Origin of the sequence: uncultured Campylobacter sp. (assembly GCF_937997405.1) — a bacterium.
In the GTDB taxonomy this organism is placed as follows: domain Bacteria; phylum Campylobacterota; class Campylobacteria; order Campylobacterales; family Campylobacteraceae; genus Campylobacter_B.
This window is the reverse complement of sequence record NZ_CALKTL010000072.1, coordinates 1-19,911: the sequence shown is the minus strand read 5'-3', so window position 1 is coordinate 19,911 and position 19,911 is coordinate 1. Positions and strand designations below refer to the sequence as shown.

The window sequence follows — 19,911 nt, the reverse complement described above, 5'->3', positions numbered from 1 at the left end:
TTCTTTTCTATTTGATCCGATTTTCTATCTCGGCATAATCTTGCAGTTCGCCTCCGCATTTAGGACAAATACTTTTATCTTTAACGTCCGAGAAATTATAAAATTTAAGGCACCCTTTGCAGCGCATAAATTTAGGATAATATTTTATGCTTTTTTCGGAGCGAAAGGCGAGATATAAAAAGAAGGCGCACGCCGCAAAGCATAAAATTCCAATTATTATACGCAGATATGCACTATCAAATTCTACCGATGCCATAAAGCCGGGTTTTATATCAACTTCCCCCAATATAACAGCCGTTAATCCCCATGCGAAAAAAGCAAAAAAGCCGATTAATGCAAAAATTCTATTTAGCATTTTTATATATTCCTCGTATAACAAATCAAATTTCATCTCTTTTTAAATTTACGCTTTTTGATCTTCGGAGTTTTAGCGCCTTGATGAGGAGCGTTTCTTCGCCAGTAGTCGCCGTCATTATACTCCGTAAGCTTTTTGCCGCAGTCCGGGCAAATTTGATCAGTGTTTTTGACGTCCTCGTATCGGTAAAATTTGCCGCAGTCTGCACACCACATATACTCCGGGTATCTTTTTATACTCTTTTCAGAGTGGAAGGCAAAATAAAAGCCGTAAATACCCGCTATTAAAAATACGATTGCGGGCAATATCCATAAACTACCTGCATCATCAAATTTAATATATTTCTCGCCTATCTTTACGCCTATCTTTACATGTTTATGTGCCGTAAAATTTATAAGATATAAGAAGCACATTATGCCTGTCAAAAAAGCGGCAATTCTATCTAGCATTGCGTTGCTCCTTTTCGTTATGGTTTGCTTTATTCATCGTGTTTTGCGCCATACCGTCCGATCCTTAAATTTTAGCTTTATGAGAGATAAATTTTATTTTTGATAGTTCGAAATTTCTCATATAACAAACCTGGAATATTGCAAAATCAATGTATAATCTTCGCTATAAAATTTTACCCTATTTTTTCTATTGTAGATACTCATACTTAGCAGATATTTAGCGAAATTTATGTAATCCTTCGTACTAGGGAAATAAAATGTAACGCTTTGGTAGAATGTTTTAAAATCCAGCTCAAATTTATACCTGTCCATATCGTCCGCTATGCAGCACTCCGCTTCGTCTATTTTAATAAATTCCTTTATATCTATACATAATTGAGCGCTATTTTTTGCAAATCGCGCTCCTCCCGCCCAATATTCATAAGGGAAAAGTTCTAGGTATGAGACCCTTTCATTATACGAGAATGTTAAAATGTTTTTTGCGAAATAATACATAGCCAAATTCGTAGTAAAACCCAAGACCACAAGCTTTTTGTCTTCTAGAATTTTAATATCTAATTTATGATACTCATGCCCCATAAGTTCCTCATCGATAGTTAGAGGATCGTCTTTAATATAAATTTTATTCGGTAGCACTGATTTTATTCTCCTTTTGCGCACTACGCCGTTATTCATCGAGCGCGGTCGAGTATGATCCAAACCCCTTTGATTGCGGAGTATAATAACTTTTTCCATCTATATTGATGCTATTTATGTTCATATTTTCTCCAATATAAGTTCCACCGAGCCCTCCTCAAGCGAATTATACTCATCCAGATGTATATGCGAATGTTTCGGCACGGAATCTTGCGCTAAAGTAAGCAAATGCCTGGCAAGAGATATGAGTCCGCTTTTATTTGCCCTTATAGTAACTTCGTTTCCTAAAGCATTGACGGAGATTGCGAAGTCCTTTTCCCATTGTAGCTGCAGCCCCTTTTCTGCGCAATAGTCTAATGTTTTTATAACATACTGTCCCATATAGCGCCGATACTCCTTTCTAAATTTAATCGGTTGCCGATAAAAATTCATCTCATTGATCGATTAATCGATCTCATAGTATTTCTGGAAAAATTATATCTAAAATAAAAATGAAAGAGGTCGGAATAACTAAATTTAAGACAGGTGGTGCGCGAAAATGAAGTGGATTAAAATTTGAACAACTTAAGTCCCGATTGAAACTTAAAGATGGCTTAAGTGGTGGTCCCGATTGGACTCGAACCAACGACTTCCACCATGTCAAGGTGACACTCTACCAACTGAGTTACGGGGCCAAAAAGAAACGCCAGTATATCAAAAAAATCTCTCAATAGCAAGCAAATTTTAACTTTTCGTAAAATTCCGCCGAAATTCTATACAAGATTTCGCCGCGACGTAAAACGCCGTCGAGATTTTGCGCAGAATTTCGCGATCTTGCCACAACTCCGCGTGGAATTTCATCTCATTACTAAAATTTTGCAATTCCGCGTGAAATTTTATCGCGTTCGCGCGGGATTCGCGTGTTTTGCCCCAGCAGCCTATTTTGCCCCGCTTTGTTTTATCTAGTCGCTTTGCTTCACCCCGCCTCGTTTCATCTGCTCGCCTTGCTTTACTCTGTCTTGTTTTGCTCGCTTGCCTCGCTCCGCCTTGCGCCCGGCTAAGACGTCCAAATTTTTTCATTCAGCCTTAGAATTTTTACGATTTGCAGCATCGTGTCCAGATCAGCTTTGATATCCTTTGCGATGCGAGCATTGAGTATCGGCTGATCCAAGCTCGGCTCGAAACTATCGGTGCCGCGAGCTATCGCGATGTAAATTTTATTTTGCTTGAAGCTCAGCGAGATATTCGATTTCACGAGCTGTTTAAGAGATAAAATTTTCTCCATCAGCGCGGGCGTCAGGACATACATAGCCGCTACCGTATCGCTTGCATAAACCGAAAAGTTTGCATTGAAGTCCGCGTTATCTATCGGGATTTTGCGGCTGCTCCATAGCTTGCGCGGTAGTGCAGACGGCGGCAAATCTATGCCTGTGGGTGCCGCCGCGCCCGAAAAAACAAAAACATCGGAGCCAATTTTTTTATTAAAATTTGCCACAAAAAAAGGCCCCTCGAAAAATGTAGTGTAACTCTTTTTAAAAAACGACGAAGTTCCACTGCCGGTCTCCTTTTCCAGCCTTATATCGCAAAACATAAAATCCACTCCGTCCGCGCTTGCGTAAACCAGATCGTCCGCGCGAAATCTATCAAATCCGTCAAATATCTCGCTCTGCCTCACCTCTTTTTCCTGAAAAAGTGCGCCCATTTTATACGAAAAGCCCAGGCTCTCGATATAGGGCTTGAGATAAAGCTCTTTGTATCGCAGCACAAACCGCTCGGTTTTGCGCTCGAAAATCCACTCGTAAAATTTGTCCTGCATGCCGATTATTGCTAAAATAGACGTAACCAAAAGAAATAAACTCTCTACGCCGAGATCGAGCTTGGGAAAATTGCGAAAGATGATTATCAATGCGAGCGCGAGCATCGGACCAAATACCGCAAACGCTACGAGATAACTTAAAATTTTCCAAAGCTTGCGACTTTTCTTAAGCTGCTTGCGCTGCTTTTCTAAATCTATTACGGTTTTAATATCCACGCCCAACCTCTATTTGTTAAATTTTAATGGCGCAAACTCGCGGCACAGCGTAAATCTGCGCCCGATACGGCGTAATAGGTGCGCGCTGTTTTAGAGCCGCTAAATTTTACGGCTACTTGCGCGAGCCGTGCGCAGTGAAATTTGCCGCCAAGCTCAAATTGTAGCATAAATCCCGTGATTAAAAAATTTATTTCAGCAGTTCGTTTGCATACGCTCGCACGCTCGCGTCCACCGCCATAAGCGCGTCCGCGTCCGTCACGCTAGGCGAGTTAAATTTCTCCGCGCACTTTAGCACGACGCGCGCAATGTCGGTGAAGCGGCACCGCTGCTGCAAAAACGCATTTACGCCCGCTTCGTTTGCGGCGTTGATGACGACGCCGAGATCGGGGTTTGCTAACAGTGCGTCTTTGAGGGCAAAAATTTGAAATTTCATCTCGTCGATCGGCTTAAATTCAATCGGTCGCAGGGTGCACAGATCTACGGGCGCGGTGATCTGCTCCCGTACATCGCCGCCAAACATCGCGTGCGCGATAGCTAGGCGCATATCGGCCCTGCTAATGTGCGCCGTCGTGGAGCCGTCTGCAAATTCGACTAGCGCGTGGATCTGCGAGGTGCGCTCGATAAGCGCATCGATCTCGCGCGTGCCGTAGAGCCAAAACGCCTCGATCACCTCAAAGAGCTTATTCGCCATCGTGGCGCTGTCGATCGTGATCTTCGCGCCCATCTTCCAGTTGGGGTGCTTTAGGGCGTTTTGCGGCGTGAGCGAGCCCAGCTGCGTTAGCGGCACATCGTAAAATGCGCCGCCGCTAGCCGTGATGATTAGGCGCGAAACGGGGATTTTGGCATTGCTGAGCAAAAATTTCAGTCCGAAATGCTCGCTATCGATCGGGTAAATTTTATCCGTTTGCAGAAATTTCCCGCCGACGACCAGGCTTTCTTTGTTAGCTAGACAGAGCCTTTTGCCGAGCTCTTGGGTTTTTAGGCTGGGCATCATGCCAGCAAAGCCTACGAGAGCGTTTACCACGGTCGTGCTTTTGCACTCCGCAAGCATCTGCAAAATTCCATCCGCGCCGCAAAATACGCGCTCGTGATCTACCTCACTTTTCTGCTGCGCGTCCGCGATACAGACGAGCTTTGGATGAAATTTTGCGATCTGCTCGTTCAGAAGCTTGATATTGCGCCCGCAGCTAAGCGCTTCGATCATACTGCCGCTGCGCGCGGCTACGTCTAGGGTGTTTGTACCGATAGAGCCCGTGGAGCCTAAAACTACCATGAATAGACTATCGCCATCGCGATCGCGCCGAACATATAGCCGTCGATGCGGTCTAAGATCCCGCCGTGTCCGGGAAAGAGCGCGCCGCTGTCTTTGAGACCCGCCGCGCGTTTTAGGTAGCTCTCAAACAGATCGCCAAACACGCCAAAAATTGCTATGATGATGGTTTTTCCTAAAATTTCAAGTGGCGGCATATTGGTAAAGATGCGCGCATAAATGAGGCTAACGATAAGCGCGAGCGCAAGACCACCTAGTACGCCTTCTACGGTTTTATTTGGCGAGCTGGCGCTTAGCGGAGTTTTGCCGAAGGCTCTACCGATAAAATACGCGCCGCTATCGCTAGCTACGATAATAAAGATCAGCCAAACGAAGTGAAAAACTTCCCCGAAATCATCATAAGCCGCCCACATAAAAAATATCGGCGCAACGGGATAGATGAAAGGAAGTGTGATCTTTAGGCTGGGGCCCTTGGTAAAGGCCACGACAGAGGCGACGCATAGGATCATTAGGATGCTAACTTTTAGCGCTGAGACGAATGGCTCATCGGTCTGCGTAAATGGTAGCAGCGCAAAAAACGCGATCGCCAGCGCAAGCCACTTTTTGCTAGTTTCCTCTAAACCCCATAACTTGAGGCTTTCAAAAAACGCAAGCACGAGTATCAGCGCAAATACGGCGAAATTTAGCCACCTGGCGTTTATGAGAATTAGAGCCAAAAATACGGCGAGTAAAATTCCTGCCGTGATTATTCTTTGCTTCATAAAATTTCCTTAAAATTTATTTTACGAATTATACATCAAGCTCGCTTATTACGGCTTTAAAACGCTAATTGTTTTAAAATTTACGTAGTTTACGAAAGCACCTTCGTTGATTTTGACATTTTGACGTTTGGTGTAATCGACGAGATATTTTCCGCTGCCGCTTGCACTGAAGCTCACACAAATTTTAGCGGCGAATTCGATCACCTCTTCGCTTAGACTTTGTTTATTTGTCTTTACGATGACGTGTGCGCTTGGAATGTCCTTAAGATGAAACCAATAGTCGGATTTGGAGCTATTTTTTAGTAAGAACTCATTGCCTTTTTCGTTTTTCCCGACGCTGATTTTAAAATCTCCTAGATAAAAGTTCGCTACATATTCGCTATTTTTTTCCTTGCTTTTTTGCCTAGTTTGCGTGCGCTTGGGCATTAGAATTTCGATCTCGTGTGCATCCTGTGCGGCGAGAATGAGCGATTTTAAATTCTCATAAAACGCGAGTTTCTCCTTTAAATTTTGTTCTTCGATATGGATATTAGCAGCCTTTTGGCGCATACGCTTTGCCTCGGAGTAAAGCTCACCCAAAGTGGTGCTTGCAGGCTTTTGCAGTTTAAATTCTACCGCTTCGGCGTCTCCTTTTTGCAGCGTAAATTCTCGCGCGCTGGTTGGAATTTTATAGATATTTTCTTTTAGCAAGGCGGCTTTCGCACCTAAAAGCTCGGCGCTTCGCAGTAGTTCAGCACTGCTTTGCAAAGAGCTTAGAGCCTCGCGCACCGAGTCTAGCTTTTTATTTAGCGCCGTGATTTTTGCGGATTTGAGCGAGTTTAAGCGATCCGCATTTAGCGCGTTAAATTCCGCGCGAAAAAATGCTCTAAAGTCCGAAATTTTTGGCACGGGGGCTTCTTTAATATTTGCAGGCGGCAGATGGCGGAGCTTTCTTCCTACCTTGATCTGTCTAAATTCCGTCTCGAAGTGCCGCAGCGCCTCTAAAATCACATCGTTTTCATCGGTGATTATTACGTTTGTAAAACGCCCGGTAAATTCGAAGTAGATATTTGAGCTTTGGGTTTTGTAGCTTGCGTTTTGGCTTACGCTAAGGCATAAAATTCTATTATTTTCTGGCACGCTAACGGAGGTGATGCGCGATTTTACAAAGCGCTTGGCAAGTAGCACATCAAAGGGCGCCGCGTAAACCTTACCTTCGGTAAAAGCGTCATTTTCGTGGATATTGCAGCCCGATTTATTCATATCAAAAAACAGCGTCTCGTTGCCGTCAAAGCAGACTTTAAAAAGGTTATCTCCTACACGCTTAATGTGCGAAAGGAAGCGTTTGGCGCGTAGATACTCGCAAATTTGAATTAAATTTTGATACTTCATACGCGTTAAAATTTCTCTTTATGGATTTTGCTTAAATTTAGCTTCTGCAGATCATGCGGGCTCGGGCGCTGCTGCGGCACTCCGAGAGCCAGTATCGCTTCTGCTTTGAAATTTGGCGGAAAGCCCAGCGCCTCGCGCAAAAACTCCTCGCAGCTGCGTCCGTCCGCGGCGGCGCGCAGCCTTACCTGCACCCAGCAGCTGCCAAGATTTAGCGCGCTTGCGGCAAGGTGCATGTAGCCCAGCGCTACCGAGCAGTCCTCGATCCAGACGTCCTGCTTCCGCTCATCTGCGATCACGACGATCGCGGCCGCGGCCTGTTTTAGCATATCCGCTCCGCTGCTGCGGCATCCGCTTAGCCGCTCAAGCATCCGTTTGTCGCGCACGAGGATGAACTCCCACGGGCGGCGTGCATGCCCCGACGGCGCAAGCAGACCCGCTTTTAAAATTTTATCCAGCGCCTCGTCCTCAAGCGGCCCCTGCGCGTATTTTCTTACACTTCTGCGGTTTGCAAAAATATCTAAAATTTCCATCGTCTCGCTCCTTGCGGCTCAATTATACATAAAATTGCAAAAATTTATGATTTTTTAGCTAAAATCGCGCAAATTTAAACATTACCAAGGAGATTTTATGAAGCAGACGATCACGGAGAAAATTTTTAGCGAGCATGTAGGCGAGGCGGTTTTTGCGGGACAGATCATCGAAAGCGCCATCGATATGGTCATCGGCAACGACATCACGACGCCTATTTCGATCAAGCAGTTCGAGCTTAGTGGCGCAAAAAAGCTCGCCAACCCGGACGGCTTTGCGATCGTGATGGATCACTACATCCCTACGAAGGATATTTTAAGCGCAAACCAAGCTAAAATTTCACGCGAGTTTGCTTATAAGCACGATTTGAAAAACTATTTCGACGAAAAAGATATGGGTATAGAGCACGCGCTGATGCCTGAAAAGGGGCTCGTAGTACCCGGTGACGTCATCATCGGCGCGGATAGCCACACCTGTACCCACGGCGCGCTGGGGGCATTTGCGACCGGTATGGGCAGCACCGATCTTGCTTTTGCGATGATAACGGGCAAGAATTGGTTTAAAGTGCCGCCTACGATCAAAGTGGTCTTTCACGGCAAGCCCGCGCCGCACATCTACGGCAAAGATCTGATCCTAGAAGTGATTCGCCTCATCGGCGTGGACGGCGCGCGCTACAAGGCTTTGGAGTTCTGCGGCGACGCGCTGGAGCATCTGGATATGGATAGCAGATTTTCGCTTTGCAATATGGCGATCGAAGCGGGCGGCAAGAGCGGTATCGTCGCGGTCGATGAGATCACGAAGGAATTTTTGGCGGATAAAAATTTGCGCGCCAAGCCGAAATTTCACTACTCCGACGAGGGCGCGAACTATGAGCAAATTTTAGAGATTGACGTTAGCAAGCTTGATCCAGTGATTGCGTATCCGTTCCTGCCTAGCAATGGCAAGAGCGTGCGCGAGGCGGTGCGCGATGATATCGCCGTCGATCAGGTTTTTATCGGCAGCTGCACCAACGGCAGGCTCTCCGATCTACGGATCGCTGCGCAAATTTTAAAAGGTCGCAAGGTCGCGCGCAAAACTCGCCTCATCATCACGCCCGCGACGCAAAAAATCGCTCTGGCCGCGCAAAAAGAGGGACTGTGGGATATTTTCGTCGAGGCAGGCGCAGTCGTGAGCAACCCGACTTGCGGCGCGTGCCTGGGCGGCTATATGGGGATTTTGGGCGTGGGCGAGCGCTGCGTAAGCACGACTAATCGAAATTTCGTCGGCCGCATGGGCGACAGAACGAGCGAAGTATATCTGGCAAACTCCGCCGTTGCCGCAGCTAGCGCCGTCGCAGGCAAGATTGCCGATCCGAGGGATTTGTAGGTTTAAGCCGCCTTTATTTATACTTCGCTCGCTTTGTAAATTTTGAGTATAAACGGAAGAATTCCGGTAGCGTCCTAGAGCTTGGCGAGTATAAAAATGGGAAGGACAGTTTTCGGAATTCTGCAGCGAAATTTTATCTGTTATATACGAAATTTCACTATTAGAATTCCGCTTGCAAATGAAATTTTGTAAAATTTCAAACTTTGCTATCGGCGTAATCTCGTAAATTTGGAATTTTACTCTAGTAAACGCCGCTAAAGTAAAACTCATGCTTAAAACGCCGACGTGCAGAGTTTAAATTTAGGTTTCCGCTTCGCTCGGCTTGTTTGCGTAATAAGTAAAATTTCAAACAAATATCGCATTCGCGCTTACCTTAATATGTACCGAGCGTTCGTTTAGGTTAAATTTTAAAATTTAGCGCCGAAAGCCTGCGCGTAAATTTAGCAAAAGCTGCAAATTTGTTCAAATTTACGGCGGCATGTTTTAAAATTTGAGGCTCATTACGCCTCCAAAATCGCTCCGTTGCTAGCGTTCGTTACTAGCTTGCGATACATTCGCAGCCAGCGATACGGCAGCGGTTTTTCAAGCGGTTTAAATTTAGCCCTGCGTGCGGCGATCTCGGCCTCGCCTAGGCGCACGTTGATTGCATACGTATCCACGTCGATATCGATGATGTCGCCGTCTCGCAGCAGCCCGATCATGCCGCCTTCGGCGGCTTCGGGGCTCACGTGCCCGACGCTTAACCCTCTCGTAGCGCCGCTAAATCTGCCGTCCGTGATGAGAGCCACGTCCGCGCCCAGACCTCGCCCCATGATTAGGCTCGTTGGGCTTAGCATCTCCTGCATGCCAGGACCTCCGCGCGGCCCTTCGTAGCGGATGACGACCACGTCGCCTTTGTTTACCTTGCCGCTTGAGATGCCCTCTATCGCCTCGTCTTGGCTGTTAAAGCACACGGCCTTGCCGCTAAATTTGCGCTCGCCGATGATGCCCGCGGTCTTGATGACGCAGCCCTGCTCGGCTAAATTTCCAAACAAAACCGCCAGTCCGCCGACCTGCGAGTAGGCGTTTTCGACCTTGCGTATGACCGATTCGTCCTTTATGACGCTAGCTCCGACGCGCTCGCCTAGGCTTTCGCCGCTTACGGTTAGTGCGTCTAGCCCAAGCAACCCGCTATCGCGACGCGAAATTTCATTTATCACGGCGCTTAGTCCGCCCGCGCGGTCGATGTCCTCCATATGCACGTTTGGCAGGCTAGGGCTGATTTTGGCGATGTGAGCGATCTTTCGGCTGATCTCGTTAAGTCCTGCGATCTGTAAATTTACCCCCGCTTCGCGCGCAATAGCCAGGATGTGCAGCACGGTGTTGCTGCTGCCGCCCATCGCCATATCGACTACTAGGGCGTTTTGGATCGATTTTTCGTTCACGATATTTCGGATTTTGTATTTTTCATCGAGCGCGATTTGGCAAATTCGTCGCCCCGCCTGTCTGATAAGCTCCTCGCGCTCAGGCGTAAGCGCAGGCACCGTGCCGTTGCCTTTTAGCGCGATACCCATCGCTTCGCACAGCGTATTCATCGAGTTTGCCGTAAACATCCCCGAGCAGCTGCCTCCGCTCGGACAGGCGGCGCACTCGATCTCTTTTAGCTCCTCTGCGCTGATCTCTTTGGTTTCAAATTTACCCACTGCCTCAAACGCCGTGGATAGGTCGATCGGCTCGCCTTTTTTTGTGTAGCCCTTTTTCATCGGGCCGCCGCTAACAAAAACCGTCGGTACGTTTACGCGAAGCGCGCCCATTACCATGCCGGGTACGATTTTATCGCAGTTTGGCATGCAGACGAGAGCGTCTAGAGCATGCGCGTTCATCACCGTTTCGATCGAGTTTGCGATGAGCTCGCGGCTAGGCAGGCTATAAAGCATCCCGCTATGTCCCATCGCGATGCCGTCGTCCACGCCGATGCAGTTAAATTCAAACGGCACGCAGCCGTTTTTGCGGATCTCGTCTTTTAAAATTTCGGAGTATTTGTTGAGGAAAAAGTGCCCCGGGATGATCTCGATGAAGCTGTTTGCTACGCCGATAAAGGGCTTTTCAAAGTCTTCGTCCTTTAGCCCTGTCGCTCTTAACAAGCTTCTGTGCGGCGCACGCGTATAGCCCTTTTTGATGATGTCGCTTCTCATTTTATGTCCTTGAATTGAAATCTTCTCCATTTTAGCATAAAATTTTACCGCTGCGGGACGTTTTGAATTTTGCGCATTAAAATTTAAAACCGGACTATTGAGCTTAATCAAACCGAATCACTCCTGTTTTTGATATAATTGCACATCGATTATCAAAATCTTGCCGTTTGGCAGGAATGAAAAGAGGAGAAGATGCAAAGAAGAAATTTCTTAAAACTAACGTCCGCGTTGGCGGCTGGCGGGCTTGCTAGCCCTCTTTTTGCAAAGGAGGCCTTCGCTATCTACGGCGCGCCCGCGATGCCTAGCCTCATCATCGGTGTTGCGTGCATGCAGGGGCAGATCGGCAAAAAATACGACGCCAGGCTTGAGCTTTGGCGCGATCCCGATCAGCTGCGCGCGGGCGTGGCAAGCGGCGAGTACAAGGTCATGATGAGCCCTAGCAACGTGGGGGTGAACCTCGCAAATCAAGGGCGCAAGATCGGTATGGTAAATATCCTCACCGAGGGGCTAAATTTCGTGATGAGTAAGGGCGAGAAGATAACGGAATTTGCGCAGCTGAAAGGCAAAAAGATCGTCATGCCTTTTAAAAACGATATGCTAGACATAATCGTACGAGCCATAGCGAAAAAGCAGGGCATTAGCGGGCTAAACATCGACTACACCGCCAGCCCCGCAGAGAGCGCGCAGCTGTTTTTGGCTAAGGACTACGACGTCGCGATCACGGTCGAGCCGCTAGCAAGCGCCATGATCTTAAAGGGCAAAGTATCGGGCATCGCCGTACAGCGAGGGGCAAATTTAAGCGATATGTGGGCTCAGGCGTTTTCGGTAAAGCCCATAATCCCACAAGCAGGCATCATCGCTGATACCGATTTTTACGCCGCAAAAAAGGCGGATTTTGAAATTTTAAATGCCGATTTAGCGGACGCGCTTGCGTGGATCAAAGCGAACAAACAAAGCGCCGCGGCGATCGGGACAAATTTCTTCCCTGCGCCGCCGCCTGCGATATTTATGAGCATCGATACGTCGAATTTGTGCGTCAAAAAGCCTAGCGAGATCAAGGACGAGCTTTTGAAATTTTATGAAATTTTGATGGAATTTAACCCTAAGCTCCTCGGCGGCGCGATGCCTAAGGACGAATTTTTTCTATGCTAAAAATCGATAAAATTCGCAAAGCCCAAAATCCCGCGTTTTACGTCATAGACTATCTGTGGGGTGGCTTTGCGAGCCTAGGGGCGGTGTGCTTTTTCATAGCCCTTTGGCAGGTGGCCAGCGAGGCTTACGGGCCGCTTATTCTGCCCGAACCCGCGGCTGTTTTTTTTAAGACGTGCGAAATTTTAAGAAATTTCGCCGCAAACGATCTAGCCCTGTCGCTTAAGCGCGCGCTTGCGGGCACCTTCCTCGCGCTTTTTGCAGGGATTTGCAGCGGGCTTGCGGCGGGGTATTTCAAAAGCCTGCGAGCCTTTTTAAACCCGCTAATTACCGTGCTTCTTTCGACGCCGCCCATTGTCTGGATCGTGCTTGCGATATTTTGGTTTCATTTCGGCGATAAAAGCGTGCTTTTTACCGTCGTTATCGTCGTCGCGCCGATGACTTTTGCGTCCGCGGCGCAGGCGATGGCTAGCGTAAGCGCCGAATACACCGAGCTTTTCGACAGCTACAAAAGCTCAATTTTAAAAAAGCTGCACTACCTCTACGCGCCGCATCTAATCGAGCAGCTGCTTCCTGCGATCTACGTCGCGGTTAGCAACGGCGCGAAAGTGCTTGTGATGGCGGAGCTTTTGGGCGCGAACGATGGCATCGGCGCAAAGATCGCCGAAGCGCGCGTAAATATCGATACGGTCGAGGTCATGGCCTACGTGTGCCTGGTCATAGCCTTTACGGCGCTTTTCGATTATCTCGTGACCAAGCCGCTTGAAATTTTACTAATGCCGTGGAGCAGATGATGCTAAAAATTTCAAATCTGCGCTATGAAATTCTGCGCGACGTTATAATTTCAGATTTTTCACTGCGGCTGCGCGCAGGCGAAGTAAAGACGCTTTTTGGCCCCAGCGGCTGCGGCAAGACCTCGCTTTTGCGGCTGGTCTGCGGGCTGGAGGATAAAAAAAGCGGGCAGATCGAAAACGGCTTTAAAAAAATCAGCTTTTTGTTTCAAGAAAACCGCCTGCTACCGAACCTCACGGCGCTTAAAAATATCGAAATTTTTAGTCCCGCGGGCGTGAGCGAAATTTACGCCCTCGCTGCAAAGATCGGGCTAAGCCCGAGCGACCTGAATAAATTCCCACGCGAGCTAAGCGGCGGCATGCAAAAGCGCACGGCATTTTTGCGCACTATCCTTAGCGGTTGCGATCTGGCTCTGCTTGATGAGCCGTTTGTAGGTCTGGATCGCGATCTGCGCGGCGCGCTGATCGAAATTTTAGTATCAAAGATCGAGTGCGAGGGACTTGCCTGCCTTTTGGTGACCCACGACCGCTTCGAGGCCGCACGCCTAAGCCACGAGATCATCGAGCTCGAGCCCAAGGGGATGGGGCTTAGGCGCGTCGTGAGCCTGGACGAGCCGCTAAGCGCGCGCGACGAGCGGTACGAAGAGCGCGTGGTAAGCGAGCAGTTTAGGGGAGTGAGCTATTATGAGTAGAAATTTTATCTTTAATGCGCACAAGCATGGAGGTTCCGCACGAAATTTAAACTTACGTTGCGGTTCAGACGCGTATGAACGAGGTTTTGGTACATATTGCGATCCGGGCGCGCGCAATTACGGGCATTTGCCGGGCGCTAGCTGCGACGACCTCGGCGCTCGCATAGATGGGCTTTTTCGGGGCATCGGGCGCTACGATCTGGATGCACGCGGGCGCGAGCTTTTGCGGAGTTCTGGATGTATCGATGTCGGCGCGGGCAGACACAGCCTCACACAGGATACAGGGCGCTGCGGTTTTATCACGCCGAAATACGGACTGCGCAGCCGTGCGAACTGCGATTATAGCGTGAGCGTGCTCCTGAACGGCGCAGTGCGCTGGGGTTTTACAGCGCAAAATTCGACGAAATTTAGCAGCGATACATACTGCGGCTCTAGCGCGAGTACTTACTTGCGGTGTAGCTCTAGCGTGAGCGCTTGCTTACGGCGCGTTGACGTAAACCGAGATGTCCACTCACGCCGCGACCCCAGCGCGATCGGTCGTTTGCGACGCAGCTCTAACACGAGCGATCGTTTGCAATCTAGTATGAGCGTCCGCTCGCAGCGCAATTTCAATGCAGACATTTGCTTGCGTCGCGTTGGCACGAAGCGGGGCGTTCATTTGTACTGCAAATTTGGCGCGAACCGAGACGCCTTTCCGCGTTGCGGTTTTGATGTATGCGGATTAAGCGCGCAGTCCAGCGCTCAAAAAGCCGTTTTTAGCACCTACCGCTCGCTGTTTTGCGATGCAAGTGGGCTAGGCGGCGAGCAAAATCCCACTCTAGGCACGTTTTGTGCGGTGCGGAATTTTTTAAATTTACACGACGCGCGCGATTTTAAGAATTTTGGCCCCGTAAATTTGAAGAAATTTAACCTCGCCGCCTCGCAATTTGTAAATTTAAAAAAGCAGATCCGCGCCGGCGAAGGTGCCAAGAAGAGCGCCGGTCCGTACAATTTGACGAGTTTTGGGTGCGAAACCCGTGTGCTGCGCAGACTAGGCTTTGAAAGTAAAATCTACGCGGCGCGAGAATTTTACTTTGAGAGTGCGGTTGGTGCGCCGTGCGGACCCGGCCTCGGATACAGAAATTGCGAATTTGCGCAAAATTCTAAAGTTTGTGCCTCGGATTTTACACAAAATTTTAAAAATTTTGACCGGGGCTTGGAAGCCGAGCCCGTGCAAAATTGTAAAATTTCCGCTTTAAATTTTATACAAAATTTTTGGAATTCCGCTCGCGGTAGGGAAGTTGGGTCTATGCAAGGCTTCGGAAATTCGGGCCGAAATTTTGAGCCGAAATTCCCGCAGAGCGCTAAGAATTTCAAGCAAAATTTCGAGCAAAATCTCTCACAGAGTGCCAAAAATTCCGATCGCAATTCGGAGGCAGAGCCCGTGCGAGGCTTTAAAAATCAAAATTCCGCTCAGGTTTTTTTACAAAGTATCAAGAATTTTGATCAAAATTCTTTGTCGAGCTTTCCGCAAAACGGTAAAATCTACGATCAAAATTCTACTCAGGGTTTTTCGCAAAGTGGCAGAAGTGCCGAGCCAAATTCCAAACCGAGTTTCTCGCAGAACATTAAAAATTCCGAACGGAATTTACCGCTAAGCTTCTTACAAAGCGTTAAAAGCTCCGATCAAAGTCAAAATTCCAAACCCGCCTCCGCGCAAAACTTTAAAAATCAAAATTTCGCGTGGGATTTCTCACAAAACGGAAGAAGCGCCGAGCCAAATTCTGTTCAAAACTTCTCGCAAAGCTCTAAAAATTCCGATCGGAATTCCAAAGCTAACTCCACGCAAAACCAAACAGAGCCAGTTTCGTCGCAGGAGCTCAAGAATTCCGATCGGAATTTTAAGGCTAATTCCACGCAGGATAATCAAGCGGAGCCGAACTCTGCAGGAAAGCGCGAAGAGCTGGGCTTTTACGCGCCTAAATTTAAAGACGAGCGCGCTAGGAATTTTTTCTCTCATCCGATGCGCGCCTTCGTTCTTTGCGCCTGCTTTTTTGCGGCGCTGGGCGCGCTTAGCTTTTTAGCGCCGGACGCGCTGGCGATCGATTACGTCGCCGCTCATAAATTTTATTTTCTGTTTTTGGCGCCCTCGTGCATCTACGCGGCGTTTTTGCTTACCGCGCTGCCCGATTGGACGAATTTCGAGGGCTCGCTAAAGCCCGTCTCGCTTGCTTTTGCCGCCTGCCTGATCGCGGCTTTTATCGCAAGCTTTTTAAATTTACGGCTCGCGGCGGCGATTGTGGGGCTGTTTTGGGCGGTATTTTTCATCTTTGCGGCGCGGCTTTTGTGGCTGGATAAAAACTCGAATAATTTTAGCATCCTGGCGGTCTTAGCGGCGTTTTGCGCCTGCTCTGCGGCCTATGGCGCGAGCGGAGATGAGAAGTTTTTGCTTAGCTTCGTGCATATCAACGTCGCGGCAATCGCCGTCGTAAGCTACCGCATAAGCGTCGTCATCGGCAACGAAGCGCTAAGAGAGGGCGGGCTGAAGGACGCCGTTTTTATTCCAAATTTTATCTACAAAAATTTAGCCGCTTTCCTCGCCTTCGCTTTGGCGCTCGCAACGCCCTTTTTAAGCGAGGCGGCATGCGGATTTATCGCGCTTGGTATCGGGTTTTTGTTTTTGGCGAAGCTTCGCGAGCTGCACTACGTCGAAATTCTAAGCCGCCACTATATGGCGTTTTACTACGCGTTGCAGGCTGCGTGCGCGGCGGGATACCTGTGGCTGGGCGCGGCGCTGATCCGCGGGGGGTACGCTGCCGCGCCGCTGCACGTCATCGCGATCTGCTATATCTACGGAGCGATACTTTTTGTGGGAATGATCGCAGGCCAGCGCCACAGCGGAATTTCGCCGTTAAATTTTCCGCGCCTAAGCCGCACGGCGCTCGTTTTGGCTCTACTCGCGGGGGCCTTAAGAGCCGTTTTTGCTGGCGAGAGCTTTGTTTTATACGTGATGATCCCCTCGGCGCTTTTCATCGCCGCGGTCGCGCTATATCTGATAAATTTCATCCCGATCTTTCTGAAAAATCCTTTCAGCGCGGATCCGGATTGATGCTCATCAAAGCGGGCTTGCTAAATTTTAGCTACAATCGATCAAATTTCATTTCAAGGAGAGCTTATGCAACACATCAAAAATATCGACCCCGCTAAGGCCGTAGAGCTTGCTTCGCTAGTCGAAGTAGCCCCTCACAAGGTGGTTTCGCGCACCCTCGCGCAAAATCCTGCGCTGAATATGACGCTTTTTGCCTTCGACGGCGGCGAGGAGATCAGCTCGCACAAATCAGACGGCGACGCGTTCGTTTACGTGCTTGAGGGGGAGGGCGATTTCACGATCGACGGGCAGAAGCACCGCGTAAAAGCGGGGCAAAGTATCGTCATGCCTGCGGGCTTGCCACACGCGATCTCGGCACCCGCGCCGTTTAAGTGGTTTTTAGTAGTGGTTTTTTAGCCTCTGAGTTTAGGGCGGGTCAAATTTTAAAATTTAGCCCGATTTGCAAAACGTCTTTGTTGAGCAATCGTATGAAACGGCGGTGCGTGAATTTTACATTAATTCGCGCACCTTTTTAAATTTGGAGGCGAATGCGAATTACAAAATTGCGATACGGGCGCCAAATATGCGCGCCTGTGGATTATCTCGACAGAGCGTGCGCCGTGAAATTTCACGACCCGTGCAAATTTATCGATGCCGTGCGGCTGCGGTTCGCGTCGTCTCGACTGCGGCGCGGAAGTTTAATGCTATACGACGATTTACGCAACGACTGAATTGTAAAATTTAGGCAACGGCGTGCTATTGCGCCTGAATGCGTGCCGCGTAGCGTAAATTTATCGCAAATTATAAATATTCCGCGACTTTTATCCCAAGCGCCCGAATGTTGTTTTAAGATTTTACAACCGCGATGTTTCAAGCGCAGCATGGGGAAATATTAAAATCCGAAAATACCGCGACTTATCCGCCGCCTGCCGCGATTACGTGAGGTAAATTTTAAAATTTTGCACCATATTTAACGTGCTCCGTGAGCCTAAATTTTAAATTTTAAATTTCCAAATGTGCCGCCGCGACGTAAGATCGCAACGCGCAAGCAAGCTTCTGGCGGGTCTTTTGCCGCTGCCGTGCAAAAGCGCAAGAGCAAGCAAATTTACTCTCTTCTCGCTAAATTTAACCCGTACCTCACGCTGCAAGCCGCTTCGCAGCGAAGCTAGCTCCCGCTCGGGACCAGCTCCTTGATGATGAGCTCTGGCGTGATCGTGCCGCGGAAGTTGTTTTTGCTAATCGTAAAGATCGCGTCCACCCGCTCGCCCGCGCGCGGCAAAAAGTCGTAGTTGAAAAACAGCGCCTCGACGCTGCCTCCGTTTTTGTCAAGCGCCATTTTGATATGCTTGCCCTCCTTGCCGATCTCCCTGATATTGCGGGCGCGCGCGCCTTTGATACAAAAGAGCGGGCGCGGATTTTTCTGCCCGTACGGCTCGTAAAATTCTAAAATTTCAAGCAGCTCGAAGTCTATCTGCGACGCGTCCAGCTCGCCCAGCAGATCGTCTTGCGCGCTAAAATCGCTCAGATCCTTGGGCGTAATGCGCTCATTTACGCGCCGCTTAAACTCCTGCAGCAGCGCAGGATCGATCCCCACGCCCGCAGCGCCCTTGTGTCCGCCGAAGGTCGTTAAAATTTCGCTTTGCGAGGAGATCAGCTCTAAAATATCGAATTTACCGATGCTACGCGCGCTCCCTTTGGCGTGCGAGTCGCTTACGCTAAAGACGATCGCGGGCTTTTTGTAGGTCTTGCTTAGGCGGCTTGCGACGATGCCGATAATGCCTTCGTGCCACTGCGGACCCCACACGACGATGACGTTGTCGCTCGGATCGACGCTTTTTACGATCTCGTCGTAGAGGCTTTTCTCCTCCTCTTTGCGCGAGTTGTTGATCGAATTTATCGTCTCTAGGTAGTGGTTTGCCTCTCTGATATTTTTGGCGCATAGGAAGTTATACGACATCGTCGCATCGTCCATCCGCCCCGTGCAATTGATTAGCGGCGCGATCGTGTAGCTGATATCGTCGAATTCGAAGTGCTTTTTAAAATAATGCTCCTTGATCGCCTTGAAGCAGGCGCGGTTCGAGCTATTTAGCCGCTTGATGCCGAAACGCAAAAGCGCGCGGTTCATGTCGCGCAGCTCCATCATATCGGCGATTATGGCGATGATGAGGATATCCATCGAGCTTGCCATATCGTAGTTCACGCCGAGGGTTTCTTTTAGCGCGCCTACGAGATACCACGCTACCTGCGCGCCGCAAATTTCGATATTTGGGAAGGTGCAATCGGGCTGCTTCGGATTGATTATCGCGTAAGCTCTGGGCAGCACGGGCGGAGGCATGTGGTGATCGGTAATGATGAGATCGATCCCTTTTTGCGCGCAAATTTCGGCGGCCTCCGTCGCGGAGGTGCCGTTATCTACGGTGATGATGAGATCAACGTCCTCAAGCTCGCCTATGATCTCGCTGTTTAGCCCGTATCCGTCGGTGAAGCGGTTTGGGATCTTAATAACGTAATCCGCGCCTATTTGATTGAAAAAATCGCTCATTATGACGGTGCTTACGATACCGTCGACGTCGTAATCGCCGACTACGGCTATGCGCTGGTTTTCTTCGATGGCAGTTTTTATGCGCAAAGCCGCCTTATAGGTATCCTTCAGCTCGCAAGGTAAGGGAATTTCAGAAATTTTATTGTGCCGATCGCCCGCAAATCTCGATTTTAAAATTTCCCTTATCTCATTTTTACCTAGCATTTTTTATAGATGCTTCGATAAAGCCCAAAATAGCGGGATTTGGGCGCACTAAACGGCTGGTAAATTCCGGGTGAAACTGCACGCCGTAGACCGGATAATTCTTGTGTTCAATCGCCATAATCTCGCCGTCTGCCGTCCGCGCCGTCACGCGGAGCACGGACGGCAGCGTCTCCTCGACGGCGGCGAGGCTGTGATAGCGCGCCACCTCGACCTGCTCCGGCAGTCCCCGAAACAAGACACTGTTGGTGTCCAGCACGGTTCTCGACTGCTTGCCGTGCATCAGCTGCTTTGCATAGCCGACTTTGCCGCCGTAGGCACATGGCCTGTTCACCGAGGCACACGCCGAGCAGCGGAATTTTTTTGCCGAGTTTCCGTATTACTTCGACCGTGACGCCGGCGTCCTCCGGACGGCCGGGGCCCGGCGAGAGGATAATCGCCTCCGGCTGTTTTGCCGCGATTTCTTCGACGGTCAGCGCATCGTTCCGAATGACTTCCATCTCCCCGGTGAGGCTCCCGATTAACTGGTACAGGTTATAGGAAAAGCTG

17 protein-coding genes, 1 tRNA gene and 1 pseudogene are annotated in these 19,911 nt (G+C 49.1%); 6 read left to right on the top strand and 13 right to left on the bottom strand.

The window, feature by feature from the left end:
- Window positions 1-7: 7 nt before the first annotated feature.
- From Q0372_RS03615 to Q0372_RS03570, 10 genes are all read right to left on the bottom strand, one after another.
- Window positions 8-286 (bottom strand): hypothetical protein, encoded by a 279-nt coding sequence (locus tag Q0372_RS03615; protein ID WP_298102670.1) that lies wholly within the window; start codon window positions 284-286, stop codon window positions 8-10.
- A 101-nt stretch (window positions 287-387) separates the two neighbouring features.
- Entirely contained in the window at window positions 388-804 is a 417-nt protein-coding gene (locus tag Q0372_RS03610) for a hypothetical protein (RefSeq protein ID WP_298102668.1), read from the bottom strand.
- A gap of 117 nt (window positions 805-921) precedes the next feature.
- The gene (locus tag Q0372_RS03605) at window positions 922-1,503 is read right to left on the bottom strand and encodes a hypothetical protein (protein WP_298102666.1); all 582 of its coding nucleotides are present in this window, start codon (window positions 1,501-1,503) and stop codon (window positions 922-924) included.
- Window positions 1,504-1,560: 57 nt separating this feature from the next.
- Window positions 1,561-1,821 (bottom strand): hypothetical protein, encoded by a 261-nt coding sequence (locus Q0372_RS03600; RefSeq protein WP_298102663.1) that lies wholly within the window; start codon window positions 1,819-1,821, stop codon window positions 1,561-1,563.
- A 217-nt stretch (window positions 1,822-2,038) separates the two neighbouring features.
- A tRNA-Val gene (locus Q0372_RS03595) sits at window positions 2,039-2,114 on the bottom strand.
- A gap of 362 nt (window positions 2,115-2,476) precedes the next feature.
- Window positions 2,477-3,451 carry a DUF3137 domain-containing protein gene (locus Q0372_RS03590; protein WP_298102661.1) on the bottom strand — a complete coding sequence of 325 codons (975 nt, stop codon included), beginning with the start codon at window positions 3,449-3,451 and terminating at the stop codon, window positions 2,477-2,479.
- A 187-nt stretch (window positions 3,452-3,638) separates the two neighbouring features.
- Entirely contained in the window at window positions 3,639-4,724 is a 1,086-nt protein-coding gene (gene dxr / locus Q0372_RS03585; RefSeq protein ID WP_298102658.1) for a 1-deoxy-D-xylulose-5-phosphate reductoisomerase, read from the bottom strand.
- Window positions 4,718-5,482, bottom strand: coding sequence for a phosphatidate cytidylyltransferase (locus tag Q0372_RS03580; RefSeq protein WP_298102655.1), 765 nt, complete (start codon window positions 5,480-5,482; stop codon window positions 4,718-4,720). Before Q0372_RS03580 ends, dxr begins: the two co-directional genes overlap by 7 nt.
- Window positions 5,483-5,530: 48 nt before the next feature.
- Window positions 5,531-6,853, bottom strand: a complete 1,323-nt coding sequence (locus Q0372_RS03575; RefSeq protein WP_298102652.1) for an NFACT RNA binding domain-containing protein — start codon at window positions 6,851-6,853, stop codon at window positions 5,531-5,533.
- A gap of 5 nt (window positions 6,854-6,858) precedes the next feature.
- On the bottom strand, window positions 6,859-7,383 hold the full coding sequence (locus Q0372_RS03570; RefSeq protein ID WP_298102649.1) for a nitroreductase family protein: 525 nt from the start codon (window positions 7,381-7,383) through the stop codon (window positions 6,859-6,861).
- A 97-nt stretch (window positions 7,384-7,480) separates the two neighbouring features.
- Here Q0372_RS03570 and Q0372_RS03565 point away from each other — a divergent pair, with 97 nt between their 5' ends.
- Window positions 7,481-8,746, top strand: coding sequence for a 3-isopropylmalate dehydratase large subunit (locus tag Q0372_RS03565; RefSeq protein WP_298102646.1), 1,266 nt, complete (start codon window positions 7,481-7,483; stop codon window positions 8,744-8,746).
- A 500-nt stretch (window positions 8,747-9,246) separates the two neighbouring features.
- Here the strand turns inward: Q0372_RS03565 and ilvD are convergent, their stop codons facing one another.
- The gene (ilvD, locus tag Q0372_RS03560; protein WP_298102643.1) at window positions 9,247-10,920 is read right to left on the bottom strand and encodes a dihydroxy-acid dehydratase; all 1,674 of its coding nucleotides are present in this window, start codon (window positions 10,918-10,920) and stop codon (window positions 9,247-9,249) included.
- Window positions 10,921-11,112: 192 nt separating this feature from the next.
- Between ilvD and Q0372_RS03555 the strand changes: the two genes are divergently transcribed.
- The 5 genes from Q0372_RS03555 (at window position 11,113) to Q0372_RS03535 (ending at window position 17,036) form a co-directional block, all read left to right on the top strand.
- On the top strand, window positions 11,113-12,072 hold the full coding sequence (locus Q0372_RS03555; protein WP_298102639.1) for an ABC transporter substrate-binding protein: 960 nt from the start codon (window positions 11,113-11,115) through the stop codon (window positions 12,070-12,072).
- On the top strand, window positions 12,066-12,863 hold the full coding sequence (locus tag Q0372_RS03550; RefSeq protein WP_298102635.1) for an ABC transporter permease subunit: 798 nt from the start codon (window positions 12,066-12,068) through the stop codon (window positions 12,861-12,863). Before Q0372_RS03555 ends, Q0372_RS03550 begins: the two co-directional genes overlap by 7 nt.
- Window positions 12,863-13,552: an ATP-binding cassette domain-containing protein gene (locus tag Q0372_RS03545; RefSeq protein ID WP_298102631.1), complete on the top strand. Its 690-nt coding sequence runs from the start codon at window positions 12,863-12,865 to the stop codon at window positions 13,550-13,552. Before Q0372_RS03550 ends, Q0372_RS03545 begins: the two co-directional genes overlap by 1 nt.
- On the top strand, window positions 13,545-16,640 hold the full coding sequence (locus Q0372_RS03540; RefSeq protein WP_298102628.1) for an NnrS family protein: 3,096 nt from the start codon (window positions 13,545-13,547) through the stop codon (window positions 16,638-16,640). The genes Q0372_RS03545 and Q0372_RS03540 overlap by 8 nt, the downstream gene beginning before the upstream one ends.
- A 66-nt stretch (window positions 16,641-16,706) precedes the next feature.
- Window positions 16,707-17,036: a cupin domain-containing protein gene (locus Q0372_RS03535; RefSeq protein WP_298102625.1), complete on the top strand. Its 330-nt coding sequence runs from the start codon at window positions 16,707-16,709 to the stop codon at window positions 17,034-17,036.
- A gap of 748 nt (window positions 17,037-17,784) precedes the next feature.
- Here Q0372_RS03535 and recJ read toward each other — a convergent pair.
- Window positions 17,785-19,365 carry a single-stranded-DNA-specific exonuclease RecJ gene (gene recJ, locus Q0372_RS03530; RefSeq protein WP_298102622.1) on the bottom strand — a complete coding sequence of 527 codons (1,581 nt, stop codon included), beginning with the start codon at window positions 19,363-19,365 and terminating at the stop codon, window positions 17,785-17,787.
- Window positions 19,355-19,862 (bottom strand): annotated as a pseudogene (locus Q0372_RS03525) (aminodeoxychorismate/anthranilate synthase component II). The gene recJ and the pseudogene Q0372_RS03525 overlap by 11 nt, the downstream one beginning before the upstream one ends.
- Window positions 19,863-19,911: the final 49 nt, after the last annotated feature.